Origin of the sequence: Roseovarius sp. D0-M9, assembly GCF_037083805.1 — a bacterium.
GTDB lineage: Bacteria > Pseudomonadota > Alphaproteobacteria > Rhodobacterales > Rhodobacteraceae > Roseovarius.
The window spans coordinates 60,331-77,570 of record NZ_JBAPKZ010000008.1 but is presented as its reverse complement, the minus strand read 5'-3'; the positions used below and the strand labels follow the sequence as shown (position 1 = coordinate 77,570).

Below are 17,240 nucleotides of genomic sequence, written 5' to 3'. Positions count from 1 at the left end.
CCGGTGCAATTGCCGTCATGTTCGCTCCGAATAACCGGAGGAAAAGAACATGGCACTGACAGCAATCATCGAAGAGCACGGCGGACCCGAGAAGTTCAAACTGGTCGATCTGGACGTTGGCGCGCCGGGCGAGGGCGAGGTGCGCATCGCGCACAAGGCCGTTGGTCTCAACTTCATCGATGTCTACCAGCGCTCCGGCGCGTATCCGATGACGCTGCCGCATGCGATGGGCATGGAGGCCGCGGGCGTGATCGAGGCCGTGGGCGAGTGGGTGACCCATCTGAAGGTCGGCGACCGCGCCGCCTATGCGTCGAACCCGCCGGGCGCCTATGCCGAGGCGCGCGTGATGCCCGCCGCGCAGGTCTGCCCCTTGCCGGAGGGCATCTCGTTCGAGGAAGGGGCCGCGATGATGCTGAAGGGCATGACGGTCGAATACCTCTTTCACCGCACAACGCCGCTGCAATCCGGCGATACGGTTCTGTTCCATGCGGCGGCGGGGGGCGTGGGCCTGATCGCGTGCCAGTGGGCGCGCTCGGAGGGGATCACGTTGATCGGCACGGCCGGCACGGACGAGAAATGCCAGCTAGCGCTGGATCATGGTGCGGCGCATTGCATCAATTACCGCTCCGGCGATTGGGTGCAGAAGGTGCGCGACCTGACGGATGGCAAGGGCGTCGATGTGGTCATGGACGCGGTCGGCAAGGACACGTTCGACGGCTCGCTCTCGTCGCTGAGGCCGCTTGGCATGATGATCTCGTTTGGTGCCGCCTCGGGGCTGGTGCCGCCCTTCGAGGTGGCTCTGCTGGGCAAGAAGGGCTCGCTCAAGATCACGCGCCCGACGCTTTTCACCCATGTGGCCGATCACGAGACCTGCCAGGACATGGCGCGCCATCTGGCCGACAAGGTGTTGTCAGGGGACGTCAAGATCAACATCGGGCAGCGTTTTGCCCTCAGCGATGTGGCCAAGGCGCATGTATCGCTGGAGGCGCGCGAGACGACAGGCTCGACCGTGCTCGAAATCTGACGCGGCGCGGCGCCTCAGGGCCTGAGGCGATTGCTGAGCTTCCCTGCCTTTTCACCGAATGGGCAGGGGAGACGCGCGCATGACATGCCCGGCCCTCGGCGCCCGCGCGATGGGCACCCTGCTGGTCAGGCTGCGTGCCTTGAGCTTGAGCAGGTGTGCGCCCCCTTCGTAGCAACGGATATGTGCCGCGCGCGTTGGTGAACACAATGAGGGCGCGCAATGGCGCGTATTGAAGTGCTGGATTGGCGGCGATAATTTTCGTAAGTCTTTACAGAACGAAGCTTTTGAGGCGGTGAGGCGGCATCTGGTGGCGAGTGCCCATGTGCCCGCGCGGCGCAACGATCACCGCAATCCGATCTTTACGGGATAGAAGGCGCCATGGTTGAGCACAGTGAGACAACGGCGCCGGATCCTCGCGCCAGCACGCTGCCGGCGCCGCCGCCCTCTGCCGAGGTGGTGGACGGCATACTGGTGCTGTCGGGGCGCCTGCTGATCGACAACATCGCCATGCTCGAGCAGACGGCAGAGGGTGCAACGGCGATCGACATCGCCGAGGTCAGCCACATGGACACCGCCGGCGCGTGGTACATCATCAAGATGCAAGGCGAGATGGCCCGTGAGGATGCCGAGGTGGCGATCACTGGCGCCGACGAGATGCAGGCGCAGTTGATCGAGGTCGTTCGCCGCAACATGCCGCAAGGCCAGGATGCGCAGGCCAAACGCACCACGCTTGTGGACCGCATAGAAGCGCTGGGCCGCAAGACCGCCGCCAGCGGAGGAGTGGCCGTGGAATTGACCGGCTTTCTGGGGCAGGTCATCGCGGCGCTGGGCAATATGGTGATCCATCCGCGCCGCCTGCGCCTGACCTCGTTGGTGCATCACATGCAGGAGGTGGGCTGGAACGCGATCCCCATCGTGGCGCTGATGTCGTTTCTGATCGGCGTGGTGCTAGCCTTTCAGGGGTCGGTCCAGCTGCGCCAGTTCGGGGCCGAAGTCTTTGTAGTGGATCTGATTGCCATCTCGGTGCTGCGCGAACTGGGGATCTTGCTGACATCCATCATCGTCGCGGGCCGCTCGGGGTCGGCTTATACTGCCGCGATCGGCTCGATGAAGATGCGAGAGGAGGTCGATGCAATGCGCACCCTCGGCCTTGATCCAATCGACATTCTGGTGGTGCCGCGGGTTCTGGCGCTGGTGCTGATGCTGCCTGTCCTTGGATTGATCTCGAACATATCGGGCCTTGTGGGCGGTGCCATCATGTCCTGGATCGAACTGGGCGTGTCGCCTGCCGTCTTTCAGGCGCGACTGGTGAGCAACACGGATGTCTGGCATTTCCTCGTCGGCATGATCAAGGCGCCCTTCTTTGCCATCATCATCGGCATCATCGGCTGCTATGAGGGGCTGAAGGTGGGCGGCAACGCAGAGTCGCTGGGGCGTCTGACCTCGACATCGGTTGTGTTGTCGATCTTTATGGTGATCGTGGCGGATGCCATCTTCTCGGTCGTTTTTGCACTGATAGGAATATGATGAGCGATGCAGAGCCGATCATAAAGGTGCGTGGGCTGACCAAGGGCTTTGGCACCCATCTGGTGCACGAGGGGCTGGACCTGGACGTGCGCCGGGGCGAGATCATCGGCATTGTCGGCGGATCGGGCACGGGCAAATCCGTGCTGCTTCAGCAGATCGTCGGCCTGCTGAGGCCTGATGGCGGCAGCATCGAGGTCTTTGGCCAGAGCGTTGCGGGCACGTCGCCCGAGGATTACCGCCAGCTTCGCCGCCGCTGGGGCGTGATGTTTCAGGACGGTGCGCTGTTTTCGTCGCTGACGGTGCGCCAGAACGTCGAGGCCCCGATGCGCGAGCAGCTGGATCTGCCCGATGACCTCCGCGAGACGCTGGCGGCGATCAAGGTGCGCATGGTCGGGCTGGAGGAGGTCGCGCAGGGCAAGTTCCCGTCTGAATTGTCCGGCGGGATGCGCAAGCGCGCCGGTTTTGCCCGCGCCATCGCGCTGGACCCTGAAATCGTGTTTCTGGACGAGCCGACGGCAGGGCTGGACCCGATCGGGGCGGCCGCCTTCGACACGCTGATCCGCCAGTTGCAGGGAGCGCTCGGACTGACGGTGTTTCTGGTGACGCACGATCTGGACTCGCTCCATGCGATCTGTGATCGCATTGCTGTGCTGGCCGAGAAAAAAGTGCTGGCCGTCGGCACCATGGCCGAGCTGATGGAGGTGGATCACCCATGGGTCCACGAATATTTCCACGGCCCCCGCGCCCGGGCGGCCCTGGCGACTGATCAAAACGAAAAGGTGCAGTGATGGAAACCCGCGCGAATTACATCCTGATCGGCGCCTTTACCCTTGCCGGGATCATTGCCAGCCTTGCGTTTGCCGTCTGGATCTCAAGCGTACAACTGGACCGGCAGTATTCCTATTACGGCATCCTTTTTGAGGATGTGTCGGGGCTGGATGCCTCCGGAGACGTCGTCTTCAACGGCATAAACGTGGGCCGCGTGATCGACGTGCACATACATCAGCCCGATACGTCCAAGGTCTATGTCGGCATTGAAATCGACGCGTCGACGCCCGTGCGCGAGGATACCGTGGCCCAGCTGAGCAGTTCGGGGGTAACGGGCGTGGCTTACATCTCGCTCAGGAACGAGACCGGCAATGCGCCGCCTCTGACGTCTCCGGGCGCTGCGCCCCCAATTATCCCCTCACGGCGGTCGACGGTGCAGCAGCTGGTCGAGGACGCGCCCGACCTGCTCACCGAGGCAACCAAGTTGCTGGAACAATTTCAAGAGCTTGCAGGGTCGGAAAATCAGGCCTACGTCCAGAACATCCTGTCGAACCTCAGCGATGCGTCGGACGGGCTGGAACAGGCGCTGACGGATTTTTCGGACATCACCAGCACCGTCTCGGACGCGACGGCGCAAATCTCGGATTTCAGCACGCGTCTGGAAAGCATCGGCGCGGCGGCTGAGACGACGCTGGGCAATGTCGATGAAACACTGGCCTCTGCGACCGGCGCATTCGACTCGGCCAAGGCGACCATCGACACAACCGGCACAGCCATCGACAGCGCGGGCAGGGCCTTTGCGCAGGTCGAGGCCCTCATGCAGGATCAAGTGCCGGGGATCGTCGATCAGATCGCGGGCACCGTCGACATTCTGAACAAGGCGGTTGCCGATATCTCGGACCGCTCGGGAAGCACGCTGGAAGGGTTTGACCAGACGGCCGCGTTGCTGAATGCGCGCCTGGAAGAGCTGGAGCAGACGCTGGCCGATGCCAGCGTGTCGTTCAGCGCCGTGACGGATGCCTCAAACAGCGTCACCACCCTTGTTGCGGGGGATGGGACCTTGATGGTGTCGGACGCGCGCGCGGTTCTGGCAAGCGCGCAAAGCGCGATTTCCAAGATCGAGGTGGTGATCGACGAAGACGTGCCCGTCGTCGTCGCGGATATTCGCAGTGCCGTGACCTCGGCTTCCATTGCGGTGGACAATGCCGCAAGCGACCTCACCGATTTCGCCGATGGCCTCAATCCCTTGGCAAGCGACACGCGCGAAGCGATCACTGCCGCCACGGACCTCTTCGAGCGGGCCAATGCCACACTGGGGAGCATCGACGGCTCACTGGTCGCAGCAGATCGCGCGCTTGGCTCGGCCGAACGTGCGTTCAACAGCGCCGATGAGATCATGTCGACCGACCTGGGTCCGGTGCTGTCCGACATCCGCACTGCCACCGACCAGATCGGCGGCGCGGCGGAGCAGATATCAGGCGACTTGCCCGAACTGTCCGAAGACTTGCGCGCGCTGATTTCCCGGGCCGATGCCGTCGTCGCACAGGTGCAGACGACCATCAGCGACGCCGCGCCGGGCATCAGCAATTTTACCGGTAATGGCCTGAACGAGCTGGGCCGGCTTAGCAGCGAGGCGCGCGTATTGGTGCAATCGCTGGAACAACTGGTGCGACGCATTGAACGAGACCCGGCGCGATTCCTTCTGGATGAGCGCGTTCCCGAATATCGGAGATGACATGATGCAGACCCTGACCCTTACCCGCCGTGCCGCCATGCTGGGCGCCGCCGCCAGCCTCAGCGGATGCAGCGCGCTATCCTCGCTGAATGCGGCGGCGACGCCGCTGGACACCTACGACCTGTCGCCTGCCGCAGGATCGACCTCGGGTGGCAGATCGGGGGGCACGCTGCTGATTGCAACGCCCAACGCGCCAGCCGCCATCGCCAGTGACCGGATCATGGTCAAACCGGGCGCTGCCTCGATCACCTATCTGCCGGAGGCCCGTTGGTCCGACGAATTGCCTGCGCTGGTGCAATCGCTGCTGGTGCGCTCGATCGCGGGCACCGGGCGCATGGGCTATGTCGGCCCCAATGAGGCCGGGCCGGTGCCCGATCTGGCGCTCTTGACCCGGATCGACGCGTTTCAGGTGGAGGTGGCTGGCGCAGCCGTGATCGCCAAGATCGACCTCAGCTTGACGTTGCTGCGCGACAGGGACCAAAGCGTCATCAAGACGGCCGTGTTTCGCAACCAGACCGCTGCGGCCAATGACACGCCGGTCGCAATCGTCGCGGCCTTTCAGGCGATCCTGGATGCGCTTTTGCCGCAGATGGCCGATTGGTCCGTGACGGTCTGAGGCACTTGCGCAAAGCGCGGCAGGGCCTGCCTGCCGCGCTCTCAAGTGCTATGGTGCACGGGTCTTGGCGCTGATCGCATATCGGTCGCGAGACAACATGCGCGCCTCGATCTCGGACAAGCGCCCAAGGATCGCGGCTGGATCCTTGCCGACCTGTGCCGCAAGGCGGCGCCAAAGAGCCAATGCCGAGCGCGGGGACCATGGCAGCGCAGCCTGTGCCAGCCAGTGCCTGAGAGCTGGCGGCAACCTGTCGTAGGAGGCCATCGGATCTTCTGCGCGCCGCCGCCGGGGCAGACCGGATGCGGTGTTGCCCTGCCTCATGCCGCCTCGGGTGCACTGCGCCACTGCGGGAAGGGGTCGGGAAGCCCGTCCCACGCCTCGGGCAGAAAGCTGCCGTCCTCCACAAGGGCAGCGTCGAGCGCTGCGGTTATGCCCGCTTGGTCCATCGCGGCGCCGATAAAGACCAACTCCTGACGGCGATCGCCCCACGGTTCCTGCCAGTGCCGCTCGAGGTATTCGCGCGCCTGCGGGTGATCCGGGTGCCTCTCCTTTGGAACGCTTGCCCACCAGCCTCCCATCGGCGCGACGCTGCTGACCGCTCCGGCCAACGAGAATTCGGCAAGCCAATCTGGCCGCGTGGCGATCCAGAAATGACCCTTGGCGCGGATCACGCCCGCAAGCGGCCCGTTCAGCACGCTGTGCACCCGCTCTGGATGGAAGGGCCGCCGCGCGCGATAGACAAAGGACGAGATGCCGTATTCTTCGGTTTCCGGCACGTGGTCGGCGAAGCCGTAGAGTTCCTTGGCCCAGAGCGGATGATCGTGGGCGGTGGCGAAATCAAAGCGCCCGGTGCCGAGGATCTCGTTTGGCGGGACGCGCCCGAAATCGGCCTCGATGATGTGGGCGTCCGGATTGAGCGCGGAAATCACGAGGCGGGCGGCCTGACGCGCGTCCTCGCCTGCGGCGGTGATCTTGTTCAGCACCACGATGTCCGCGAATTCGATCTGATCCACCAGCAAGTCCACGAGGGTGCGCTCATCCTCGGCGCCAAGACTCTCACCCCGGTCGCGCAGCAGATCGTGGCTGGAGTAATCGGCCAGCAGATTCACGGCATCGACAACCGTGACCATCGTATCGAGCCGCGCCACATCCGACAGGCTCTGCCCCTCGGCATCGCGGAACTCGAACGTGGTGGCCACGGGCAGCGGCTCGGACACGCCCGTCGACTCGATCAACAGGTAATCAAAGCGCGCGGCCTGAGCGAGGCGTCGAACCTCGGCCAGAAGGTCGTCGCGCAGGGTGCAGCAAATGCACCCGTTCGTCATCTCGACCAGCGTCTCTTCGGTCTGACTGAGCGCGGCGCCGCCATCGCGGATCAGGTCGGCGTCGATGTTTACCTCGGACATGTCGTTGACGATGACCGCGACGCGCAGGCCGTCACGATTGTTCAGAACCGCATTGAGAAGTGTGGTCTTGCCTGCGCCGAGAAATCCGGAAATCACGGTTACCGGAAGGCGGGTGTCGTTCTGTGTCATGGGGGCTCCGTGTCTTGGTTTGATGGGGGTGGGCGAAGGGATGGTCACGCCGGATCCCGGCGTGACCGGATCGCCGGGTCAATGCGCCATCATCTCCTGGGCGACATTGTCGGCGCTCAGTTGCGACGGGTAGTAGGTCGGCCAATTGGTGACTTCGCTCAGCAGTTCGGCCCGGTCATCGCCCCAGTAGAGGTGGTAATGATCTGACTCCGCGGGCGCGATGCGGTGATCGCTGAACTGGATGAAGCCCGGCGCTTCGGCGTCACCGGACGCCTTCTCGAAGATGAAGCGCACGCCGCGATTGCCGGCCTCATACGTCAGCACCTCGTAGCCGTCGGACATATACTCACCCTGAACCGGCTCTCCCTCGCGGAAGAAGGTTACAGTGGAGCCGTCAATCGTAATCCGGTCCACGTCGGTTGCGTAGCCGATCTCGTAATACTGGGTGTATTCTTCGGCAGACTTGGCGCCGTGCTCGGCCTTGTGCTGCATCACCGCATCAAGAGTGCCGTCCTTCAGAAGGGGATAGACAGACTGCCAATCGCCTGCCCAGTCCGAAAGGCTGCGGTCCTCGATCTGGTCGTCGTCAAAGTAACCGTTGTAGATATCTGTTGATGCGGGATTCTGCGAATGGTCGTGCGAGTGGTCGTGATCATGGTCATGGTCATGGCTGCCGAACTCGGCAAGCGCCGGCACCGCAAGGCCCAGCATGAGATGGATGGTGATGGCACCTGTCGTGGTGAGGAAAGCGCGTTGCACTGAAGTGATCCTTTCTGCGTCGTTCGACTTCTGATTCGTTATGTAATATCATAACAATTTGGACATACGCACATGCTTCTGGCTTGGCAACAGGCGATTGGCGCAGAAAACGCCACGGACTTGGGCGTGTCTGTCCCGCCTTTGCCGCCGAGGCCTTTGCACATTGGCTAACGGGGCAGGCAGTCGCACCCTGCGCGCGAGTGGCCTTCTGCCAGTGAAGTTTCGGGCGTCGTCAGTGAACNGCTAACGGGGCAGGCAGTCGCACCCTGCGCGCGAGTGGCCTTCTGCCAGTGAAGTTTCGGGCGTCGTCAGTGAACGTGGTGACGCCTTACTAGGGTCATCGCGGCGCGCGCATGGACATGGGCCGCATGGCGGGTGCGGCCCGTCCAGATGTCTTTGACCGTGTCGCGAAGTGGCGGGGGCCTCGGGGGAAGTGATGTCCCCCGAGGCCCCCGCCCATCGGATGCCAGCTCCCTTAGGCCGGAGCTGCGCCCTTGTCCTGGTCGTCGACGTCCACCTTGATGCTCTGGGTCTTGCCGTCCTTGGACTCGCCGAAATAGATGGTCTGATGCGGGAACGGAATTTCGATGCCGCGATCGTCAAAGACCTCCTTGAGCACGCCGTTATAGGCCCGCCCGATCCCCCATTGCCGGCCCGGCACGCATTTGATGCGCGCGCGCAGCATCACGGCGCTGTCGCCAAAGCTGTTCACACCGAACCACTCCAGATCGTCCAGGATGCCGTCCGCCTGCGCCGGATCACCCTTGAGTTGGGCGAAGGCGTCGAGCATCGCTTGTTTTACCTCGTCCACATTCTCGCGGTAGGCGACCCCCATGTCGCACACGAAATACCCGTAATCCTTGACGTAATTCGACACCATGTCGACCGAAGAGAAGGGAATGATGTGATAGACGCCCTGGACGTCGCGCAGGCTGACAGAGCGAATTGTCAACCTTTCGACTGTCCCGGTCGTACCGCCGACCGTCACGACATCGCCCACGTTCATCGCGTTCTCGAACTGGATGAAAATGCCCGTGATGATGTCCTGCACCATTTTCTGCGCGCCAAAACCGATGGCGAGGCCCAGCACACCGGCAGAGGCCAGAAGCGGCCCGATATCCAATCCGATCTCGGCCAGAACGAACATCATGGTGATGATGACCAGCGCGATCGTCGCGGCATTGCGCAGCAGCGTCATCAGCGTCTGCTCGCGGGCCGTGGCCACGCTGCCGAATTCGGGGTTGAGCCGGTAATCCACCCAAGACGTCAGGGCCAGCCAGATGGCAAAGGCCACCAGCAGCACAAGAGACACCGAGATGATCGTTCCGGTCAACCTGAGACCGAACTGGCTTACCATCCAGCCGCGCAGATCAATCATGCCGACCGCATTCAGTGCCAGCAGCACGACCAGCGCAAAGATTACACTCCGCAGCACAAAGAGCATCTTGGGCACAAAGGCGTTCAACCTCACCTGCAACAACGGCACGCGCTGGGACAGCCCGGAGGGCAGCATCACACCGCGCACCATCAGGCGGCTGATGAAGCCTGCAACCATGAAACCAAGCAGACCGATCGCCAGCACTTGCCCGGATGCAAGGAACGTCTGGAACACCGCATCGCCGGGCCGCAGCATGACGATGACGAACATCACCAGCAGATAGACCATAACGGGCCAGTGCCAGTGCCGCGCAAGCACGGCCCCCGCCGAGGCCGCGCGAGAGCGCTGGAGGGGCGCCGTATCAATTGCGTAGCTGTCGCTGGAGCCTGGCCCTGAGGCGGCCAATGTCTCGACCGGCTGCGCCTCCGCGACCTGGACATATCGATCTTCCACAAGCCAGTCACTGACGGTTTTGCGGTTGCCCAGAACCAGCCAGATGGCGAACCCAAGAACAGCGAAGGCGATCAGCGACGAAACGGCCCGGCCCGCGTCATAGGAGACATTGCTGTTGATCAGCGGCACGATCAGCAGCTGGCCATATCCCACGACGCCCACGATGATGTTGATGCGCAGCGACAGGTAGGCCGCTGCCCGATCCCCGATATTCAAAGGCCGCAGGGACGGTGCCGATGGCGACAAAAGCAATCTGACTGCCACCTTGGCCATTTCGACCAGCAGGAATGCGTTGAGGTATAGCGTTTGCCTGATCCCGATTTGCCCCGTATCGCCAAGCCCCCAGATTGCAATCGCATAGCCGGCAGCCCAAGCCAGAATGACGATCAGCGCGTCGATCATGGCCGACAGGCCGAACAGTGTGAACGTCCGCACCATACCGCTCTCATAGGCCGAGGCGCTCAATCGGGCGTAGATCCTCTTGCCGAAGCGACGCAGCAGAATGAAAACGATGAAGGTGCTGGCGATAACCACGGCCAGATCGGCCAGCGCATCCATAAGCACGGCTGTCTCGCCGCCGCTGAGACCGTCCAGAACATTCGGTGCGCGCTTCACCTGGGCCCATAGGCTGGCACTCCAGTCCGCCAGACCCTCTGCGGCTTCCTGGGTGATCAGTGCGACCCGGCGACCGAATGACAGATCGGCGGGCGGCACGTCCCCCGGTGCCAGCGTTTCGACGATGGCTTCCTCCGCGGTATCGGCAGTCTCTTGCTCTGCCGCGCGCAACCGTTCAATCAACTCCGCGCGCGCGGCGTCATCCTCGATCACCTCAAGGAGCAGATCGACGCCGGACAGCTGTTCAACTGCACTCGCTTGCTCTGGCGCATTGTCTTGCGCTGATGCGGCGCCCAGCGTGATGAACAGGGAAATGAGAAAGCTCGTTACATATCGCAGCATGCGCTGACATCTCCGTATCGTTGTAAATTTGACCGTTTGCTTATCGTCATATCCAAGATGGTTCAATCAAGCAGCGGTCCGGGCATGCAAGGCGCAAATGCTCTTTTGGGCTGATGTCACCGGATGTTGGCGGCCGCAGTCGACGATGCTTGGTAATGGTAGGGCGTAGGGCGGGTGCAGCGGATGATCCTTGCGCCCAGCGCCGGATGGGCGGGACAGGGGCGCACTCTATTGGGAGAATATCGACGAAATGTGTCGCGATATGGCAAGTTTGCAGCACGCTCTGACGCCAAGTTGGCGCAGAATCGGATCCAGGAGAGCGCACAGATGAAGAACCATGCACAGGCCGTCGTGATCGGCGGGGGGGTCATCGGATGCTCGATCCTCTACCACCTGACAAAACTGGGCTGGACGGATGTCGTCCTGCTGGAGCGCGACGAGCTGACGAGCGGTTCGACCTGGCATGCGGCGGCCAACATCCATGGTCTGCACGACAGCGCCAACATCAGCCGCCTGCAACATTACACCATGACGCTCTACAACCGGCTCGAGGCCGACACTGGCCAGAGCTGCGGCGTGTTTCAGCCCGGCAGCCTCTATCTGGCCCAGACCGAAGCGCGGGAGCATCAGCTGCGCTTGCAGGCGGCCAAGGCCAAGCTTTATGGCATGAACTTCAGCGAGATTGACCGCGCCCGCGCCGAAGAGCTGCATCCGCTCGTCAATTTCGACGGGATCCGCTGCATCATGTGGGAGCCCGATGGAGGCAATGTCGACCCCTCGGGCGTCACGGCGGCCTATGCTGCGGGCGCGCGCGCCGCAGGGGCCGAAATCCATCGGTTCACGCCCGTCATGGCGACTGTCCACAACCCCGATGGCACATGGACCGTCGAGACGCCCAAGGGCAACATCCATACGCCTTGGATCATCAACGCGGCGGGCCTCTGGGGCCGCGAGGTTGCGGCGCTGGCCGGTATCACGTTGCCGCTTCAACCGACCGAGCACCAGTATTTCGTGACCGAAACCATTGCCGAGATTGCTGCGATGGACCGGCGCTTGCCGTCTGTCGCGGACCGCGACGGTGAATATTACCTGCGCCAGGAGGGGAAGGGCCTGCTGATCGGGGCCTATGAAAAAGACGTGCGTTTCTGGGCCGAAGAAGGCACGCCGCTGGATTTCGCGCACGAGCTCTTTGCCGATGATCTGGACCGCATCGAAGACAACATGATGCGCGCGATTGACCGCGTGCCCGCCGTGGGCGAGGCGGGGATCAAGCGGGTCATCAACGGCCCAATGATCTGGACCCCGGATGCGAACGTCATCCTCGGGCCGGTGCCCGAGAAAAAGGGCTATTTTTGCTGCAACGGCATTATCCCCGGCTTCAGCCAGTCCGCAGGCATGGGCCTGATGGTCGCCGATTGGATCGTGGAAGGCGAGATGCGCTATGACATGTTCGCGTGGGACATGGCCCGTTTCGGTGACTGGGCGGACAAGGCCTTTACCAAGGCAAAAGTGCGCGACCAATATGCCAACCGCTTTGCCATCCACTTCCCGAACGAGGAGCGCGCGGCAGGCCGCCCCTGCCGCGTCCGCCCCGCCTATGAGATGCAAAAGGACATGGGCGCGGTTTTCGGCCTCAACTACGGATGGGAGCACCCGCTGTGGTTCGCGGACCAACCGGGCGTGGAGGACACCAAGGGGTTTACCCGCCAGAACTGGTGGGCGCCCGTGGGCGCCGAATGCCGTATGCTGCGCGAGGCGGCGGGCATCATCGACATCTCGAACTTCGCCAAATATCGCTGTGCGGGGGCAGGGGCCGAAGATTGGCTGAACGCCGTTTTCGCCAACCGGATTCCGCGCGAGGTGGGCCGCTCCTGCCTCACCCCGCTGATCTCGGTCCGTGGGGGCATCGCGGGCGATTTTACCGTGACGCGCACCGGGGCGGAGGAATTCCATGTCATCGGATCGGGCATGGCCGAGCGCTATCACGCGCGCTTTTTCAACATGGTGCCGCTGCCCGAGGGAACGGTTTTCGAGAGCAGGACAGAGGCCATGTGCGGCTTCAACGTCGCGGGCCCCAAATCGCGCGAGATATTGCAGCGGCTGACAAATGCATCGCTCGCCACGGCGGATTTTCCCTTCATGCGGTCCCAGCGGATCGAATTGGGCGGAGTCGACTGCCTTGCGCTGCGTGTCAGCTTTACCGGCGATCTGGGCTGGGAATTGCACTGCGCGGTCGAAGATCAGGTGCAGCTCTATACCGCGCTTCTGGAGGCGGGCCGCGCGTGCGGCGCCGGCCCCGTCGGCAGCCGCGCGCTGATGAGCCTCCGGATCGAAAAGGGCTATGGCAGTTGGAGCCGCGAATACAGTCCCGAATACTGGCCGCAAGAGGTAGGATTGGCCCCGCTGGTCAAGATGGACAAGGATTTCCTGCACAAGGACGCGGTGACAGCCGTGATGCAAAAGGACGCGCGCGAGGCGCTGGTGCTGTTGCATCTGGACGAGGCAGACACAGCCGCATCGAACGCCGACGCGACCGGGGGCGAGCCGATTTTCAGGGATGGGACAGGCATCGGGCGCGTGACGTCGGGCGCATATGGCTACTCCGTCGGAATGAGCCTCGCGCTGGGCTACGTCAAAGGCGCCAAGCCGGGGGACGCCGTCGAGGTCATGGTGCTGGGCCGCCCGCACAAGGCGGTCATACTGGGCGAGCCGCCGTTCGATCCCAAGGGCGCCAAGCTGCGGGGCTGACACCGGGCAGGGGCGCTCTTCTGGTGACATCACTTTCGCCGAAGGGTTGAAATCGGTGAGTGTGCCGGCGCGTCCCCGGCTCGCGTGACCATATCGCATTGAGAAAGGTGGATGATTGATGCCTTGGGGCGCTTCGGACAACAGCATCAAGGACGGGGCGCCGGGCGTTTCGGGCCGGAATGGTGTGCCCAGAAGCAACGCGGTCTCAGTCCATATAGGCGCCGCTGGCGCGCCGGATCTCATCTATCTGTTTCAGCCGATCGCGGGTGGCATCGCCGCTGGTGGCGACGCAGGCCGCCAGCAGGGTCTCGATGACCAGCTGCACGGCGATGGTCGATGGATAATAATGCGGGCTCTCCGTCGGTGCCAGGAATACCCTGTGGGCAAGCGGAGCCAAGGGGGAGCTTGGCTTGTCGGTGATCGCAAACACATCGGCCCCCGCCTGACGCGCGTAGTGCATGGCATCGATTGTCTGCACGGCATAGGGGGACACGCCCAGCACCAGAAGCGTGTCGCGCGCGCGTATCGTCGAGATCCGTTCTGCTGCGGCCACGGTGCCACCGGTCAGCGATACCATATCCGACAGCGCGATACGGCCCGATGCCTCCATCAAACCGGCAAGCCAATACATCGACCCGGCGCCGATCACGAAGGTTCGCCCGCCGCGCCTGGTGGACTTGACGAACGCCGCGATCGCGCCGGGGTCAAGCTGTGCGGCCGTCTGGGCAATGTTACGCGTGGCGGCCTCGGCGAGGTCGCGAGTCAGGTCGGCCTGCCGCGCGCCTTTGAAATGGCTTCGCAGCGTCTGGACGCGCGGCGCAAAACCCTGCCCCAGAAGCATATGCTGGAACTCTTTTCTGAATCCGGCGTAGCCCGTGAAGCCCATATGCCGGGCCAGACGCAAGAGGGTGGGGCCGGATACGCCGCAAGCCTGCGCACTGGCGCGCATCGACTCCAGCGCGATGCGATGGGGGTTATCCAGTGCATATCGCGCAGCCACGGCCAGCTTGCGCGGCAGATCGGGCAAGGCTTGCGTCAGCTTTTCGACGATTGTCGTGCTGGTTGGGTTCATGACCTGCGCCGTCCATTTTCCTGTTGTTCATCAAGTTTGGTGCAAATGATATTTTCTTGCCAGAAATATTTCATCTGATATTTATTTCTGACTTGCTTCGCGGCTGTCAAAGCCGCATCAAAATGAAAACCGGCGCAGCCGCGCCGGATAGAAACAACAGAGGAGACGTAAATGAACGCGTTCATCAAGGCCGCAATGACGGGTGCCATCGCCGCCGTCATCGGCACCGGCGCAATGGCCGACAAATTGCAGGACATCGCAGATGCCGGCAAGATCGTTGTCGGCGTCAAGCAGGACTACAAACCCTGGGGCTATCTGACCTCGGATGGTGAATTGACCGGCCTCGAGATTGACCTGGCCCGCGACGTCGCGGAGCGCCTTGGCGTCGAAGTCGAGCTGGTGCCCGTCGTCGCGTCCAACCGTATGGAGTTTCTCCAGCAGGGCCGCATCGACCTGATCATCGCGACCATGGGCGACAACGAGAAACGCCGCGAAGTCGTGGGTATGATCGAGCCTGCCTATTACGCGGGCGGAACCAATGTCATCGCCCCCAAGGCCGCCGAACTGGACACATGGGAGGATCTGCGCGGCAAGGATGTATGCGCCTTGCAGGGCAGCTACTACAACCGCCGCGTGACCGAGCTTTACGGGCCCAATCTGGTGTCTTTCGCGGGTATCCCCGAGGTGACATCAGCCCTGCAAAACGGCAGCTGCGTTGCCTTTCTCTATGACAACACATGGATTGAATCTCAGCTGGCCTCGGACGATCAGTGGGCCGATTACGAGATGCCGTTCGAGACCGAAGATCCACAGGCCTGGGCGATTGCCGTCCCGCTTGACGAACTCGACGGCCCCTATGGCGAAAAGATGTCCGAGATCGTGACCGACTGGCACAAGACGGGCTATCTGATCGAGCGGAACGAGGCCAATGGCATCGCGTCCAGCCCCTTCCTGCAAGAGCAGCACGACAAGCTGCAATAAGCCGATCCCCGGCCCGGCGCTCCACCATGCGCCGGGTCGAACCGACCAAGCTCATGAAGGCCGCACCCCCCGCATGGAATTTGCCAATACCCTGATAGACTGGCTGCGGCCTGACTGGTTTTTCGACCTCGTGGTCGTGAGCGATGCTTATAACCGCAATCGCTATCTGGCGGGGCTGGTCACCACGATCCAGCTTTCGGTGCTGTCGATCTTCTTTTCGCTGATCGTCGGCGTTCTGGGGGCCGCAGCACAAGGCGCACCAACGCGCGCGGTGCGCGTTCTCGTCGGCGCCTTCGTGGCGTTTTTCCGCAATACGCCGCCGCTGGTGCAGCTTTACTTCTTTTATTTCGCCATCGGCACCGTCTTGCGCATCACCGGCGAGAATGGCCTGCCGCAGCCTCTGGTCAGCAATTTTGGCTGGGCGGTGATTGCACTGTCGCTCTTTGCGGGCGCGCTGAATGTCGAGATTTTCCGCTCGGGCGTCGAGGCTGTGCCGCGCTCCACCGTCGAGGCTGCCGAGGCGCTGGGATATACCCGCCTGCAAATCTATCGCGATATCGTGCTGCCGCTGGCCATCCGTATATCATTGCCTGCGCTGGGCACGAACCTTGTCAATCTGGTCAAGACGACCACGCTTGCCTATGCCATCGCGGTGCCCGAGCTTTTGTATGTCTCGGCCCAGATCTGGTCCGAAGACCTCAATGTGCGCGAGATGATGAACGTTCTTCTCGTCTCTTACGTGGGCCTTGTCGCGGTCCTAGTCTGGGTTCTGCACCGCTGGGAAAAGGCCATGCGCATTCCGGGGTATGGTGAATGAGAATGCAGCAAAAACCCCACGTTCGCGGCCACATGGCCGTCCTGCACCCCATGCGCATCCGGGCCGAGGCGTTGCCGCTGGCTGACCGCATGTTCAACTTGTGGACCTTTACCGCGCTCATGCTGGCATTCGCCGCCGTTCTGATCGCGCCCGCCTTTGCCCAGGATGCAACGCCAGAAAAGCGCAGCATCATTGCCGTGCTTCTGGAATGGACGCCGACGCTTGGCAAGGGGTTTGGCTTCAACGTGCTGATCTCGATCATGTCGATGGCAATCGGCACGATCCTGGGGGTCATTCTGGGTGTCCTTCAGGTCTCGCCCATTCGTCCGATCCGGGCTGTCGCATGGCTCGTCACGCAGTTCTTTCGCAACTCTCCATGGCTGGTGCTGCTGTTCTATTGCATCCTGCTGATCCCGTTCCAGATCGAGATGTTCGGAACGGAAATTCCCTTTCCAGGCTGGATCAAGGCGACCATCGGCCTGTCGCTGCCCGTGATGGCGTATATGTCCGAGTATGTGCGCGGTGCGATCCTCTCCATCCCGACGGGGCAATGGGAATCGGCCGAGACCCTTGGATTTACGCGCCGCCAGATCATGACGAACGTGATCCTGCCCCAGACCGTCAAGCGCGTGCTGCCATCCTGGATGAACCTTTACGCCGTCCTCACGATGGCAACACCGCTGGTGTCGATCATCGGCGTGAATGACGTGATGGCCCTGACGCGCGCCGCCCTCAGCGCCGAAGGGCGCATCGACATGCTGATCCCGATGTATCTTTACATCCTCAGCTGGTTCTTCATCTACTGCTATCCGATCAGCGCCGCCACACGCGTGCTCGAGCGGAAATACGCGGTCAACACATGAGCGAGGC

At 62.6% G+C, this 17,240-nt stretch carries 14 protein-coding genes; 9 read left to right on the top strand and 5 right to left on the bottom strand.

Features of this window, described 5'->3' with window-relative positions:
• Positions 1-49 precede the first annotated feature (49 nt).
• From V8352_RS07495 to V8352_RS07475, 5 genes are all read left to right on the top strand, one after another.
• The gene (locus V8352_RS07495; RefSeq protein WP_336423653.1) at positions 50-1,024 is read left to right on the top strand and encodes a quinone oxidoreductase family protein; all 975 of its coding nucleotides are present in this window, start codon (positions 50-52) and stop codon (positions 1,022-1,024) included.
• Between the two features lie 378 nt (positions 1,025-1,402).
• Entirely contained in the window at positions 1,403-2,551 is a 1,149-nt protein-coding gene (locus V8352_RS07490) for an MlaE family lipid ABC transporter permease subunit (protein WP_442970979.1), read from the top strand.
• Positions 2,548-3,339, top strand: a complete 792-nt coding sequence (locus V8352_RS07485) for an ABC transporter ATP-binding protein (RefSeq protein WP_442970978.1) — start codon at positions 2,548-2,550, stop codon at positions 3,337-3,339. The genes V8352_RS07490 and V8352_RS07485 overlap by 4 nt, the downstream gene beginning before the upstream one ends.
• Positions 3,339-5,054 carry an MlaD family protein gene (locus V8352_RS07480; protein ID WP_336423651.1) on the top strand — a complete coding sequence of 572 codons (1,716 nt, stop codon included), beginning with the start codon at positions 3,339-3,341 and terminating at the stop codon, positions 5,052-5,054. The genes V8352_RS07485 and V8352_RS07480 overlap by 1 nt, the downstream gene beginning before the upstream one ends.
• A 1-nt stretch (position 5,055) precedes the next feature.
• Entirely contained in the window at positions 5,056-5,670 is a 615-nt protein-coding gene (locus tag V8352_RS07475) for an ABC-type transport auxiliary lipoprotein family protein (protein ID WP_336423650.1), read from the top strand.
• 48 nt (positions 5,671-5,718) lie between these two features.
• Here V8352_RS07475 and V8352_RS07470 read toward each other — a convergent pair whose 3' ends face one another.
• The 4 genes from V8352_RS07470 to V8352_RS07455 form a co-directional block, all read right to left on the bottom strand.
• The gene (locus V8352_RS07470) at positions 5,719-5,991 is read right to left on the bottom strand and encodes a DUF6525 family protein (RefSeq protein WP_336423649.1); all 273 of its coding nucleotides are present in this window, start codon (positions 5,989-5,991) and stop codon (positions 5,719-5,721) included.
• Positions 5,988-7,205, bottom strand: a complete 1,218-nt coding sequence (locus V8352_RS07465; RefSeq protein WP_336423648.1) for a GTP-binding protein — start codon at positions 7,203-7,205, stop codon at positions 5,988-5,990. The genes V8352_RS07470 and V8352_RS07465 overlap by 4 nt, the downstream gene beginning before the upstream one ends.
• Positions 7,206-7,283: 78 nt before the next feature.
• Positions 7,284-7,964, bottom strand: a complete 681-nt coding sequence (locus tag V8352_RS07460; protein ID WP_442970977.1) for a metal-binding protein ZinT — start codon at positions 7,962-7,964, stop codon at positions 7,284-7,286.
• 475 nt (positions 7,965-8,439) lie between these two features.
• A complete protein-coding gene (locus V8352_RS07455) occupies positions 8,440-10,752 on the bottom strand; it encodes a mechanosensitive ion channel domain-containing protein (protein ID WP_336423647.1) in 2,313 nt (770 codons plus the stop codon).
• 327 nt (positions 10,753-11,079) lie between these two features.
• Here V8352_RS07455 and V8352_RS07450 point away from each other — a divergent pair, with 327 nt between their 5' ends.
• Positions 11,080-13,500, top strand: a complete 2,421-nt coding sequence (locus V8352_RS07450; protein WP_336423646.1) for a GcvT family protein — start codon at positions 11,080-11,082, stop codon at positions 13,498-13,500.
• A gap of 205 nt (positions 13,501-13,705) precedes the next feature.
• On the opposite strand, the gene V8352_RS07445 is transcribed toward V8352_RS07450, so the two are convergent.
• A complete protein-coding gene (locus V8352_RS07445) occupies positions 13,706-14,572 on the bottom strand; it encodes a MurR/RpiR family transcriptional regulator (protein WP_336423645.1) in 867 nt (288 codons plus the stop codon).
• A gap of 171 nt (positions 14,573-14,743) precedes the next feature.
• Between V8352_RS07445 and V8352_RS07440 the strand changes: the two genes are divergently transcribed.
• From V8352_RS07440 to V8352_RS07430, 3 genes are all read left to right on the top strand, one after another.
• Positions 14,744-15,553, top strand: coding sequence for a transporter substrate-binding domain-containing protein (locus V8352_RS07440; protein WP_336423644.1), 810 nt, complete (start codon positions 14,744-14,746; stop codon positions 15,551-15,553).
• 73 nt (positions 15,554-15,626) lie between these two features.
• Positions 15,627-16,370 (top strand): amino acid ABC transporter permease, encoded by a 744-nt coding sequence (locus V8352_RS07435; protein ID WP_336423643.1) that lies wholly within the window; start codon positions 15,627-15,629, stop codon positions 16,368-16,370.
• Positions 16,367-17,233, top strand: coding sequence for an amino acid ABC transporter permease (locus V8352_RS07430; RefSeq protein ID WP_336423642.1), 867 nt, complete (start codon positions 16,367-16,369; stop codon positions 17,231-17,233). Before V8352_RS07435 ends, V8352_RS07430 begins: the two co-directional genes overlap by 4 nt.
• Positions 17,234-17,240 lie beyond the last annotated feature (7 nt).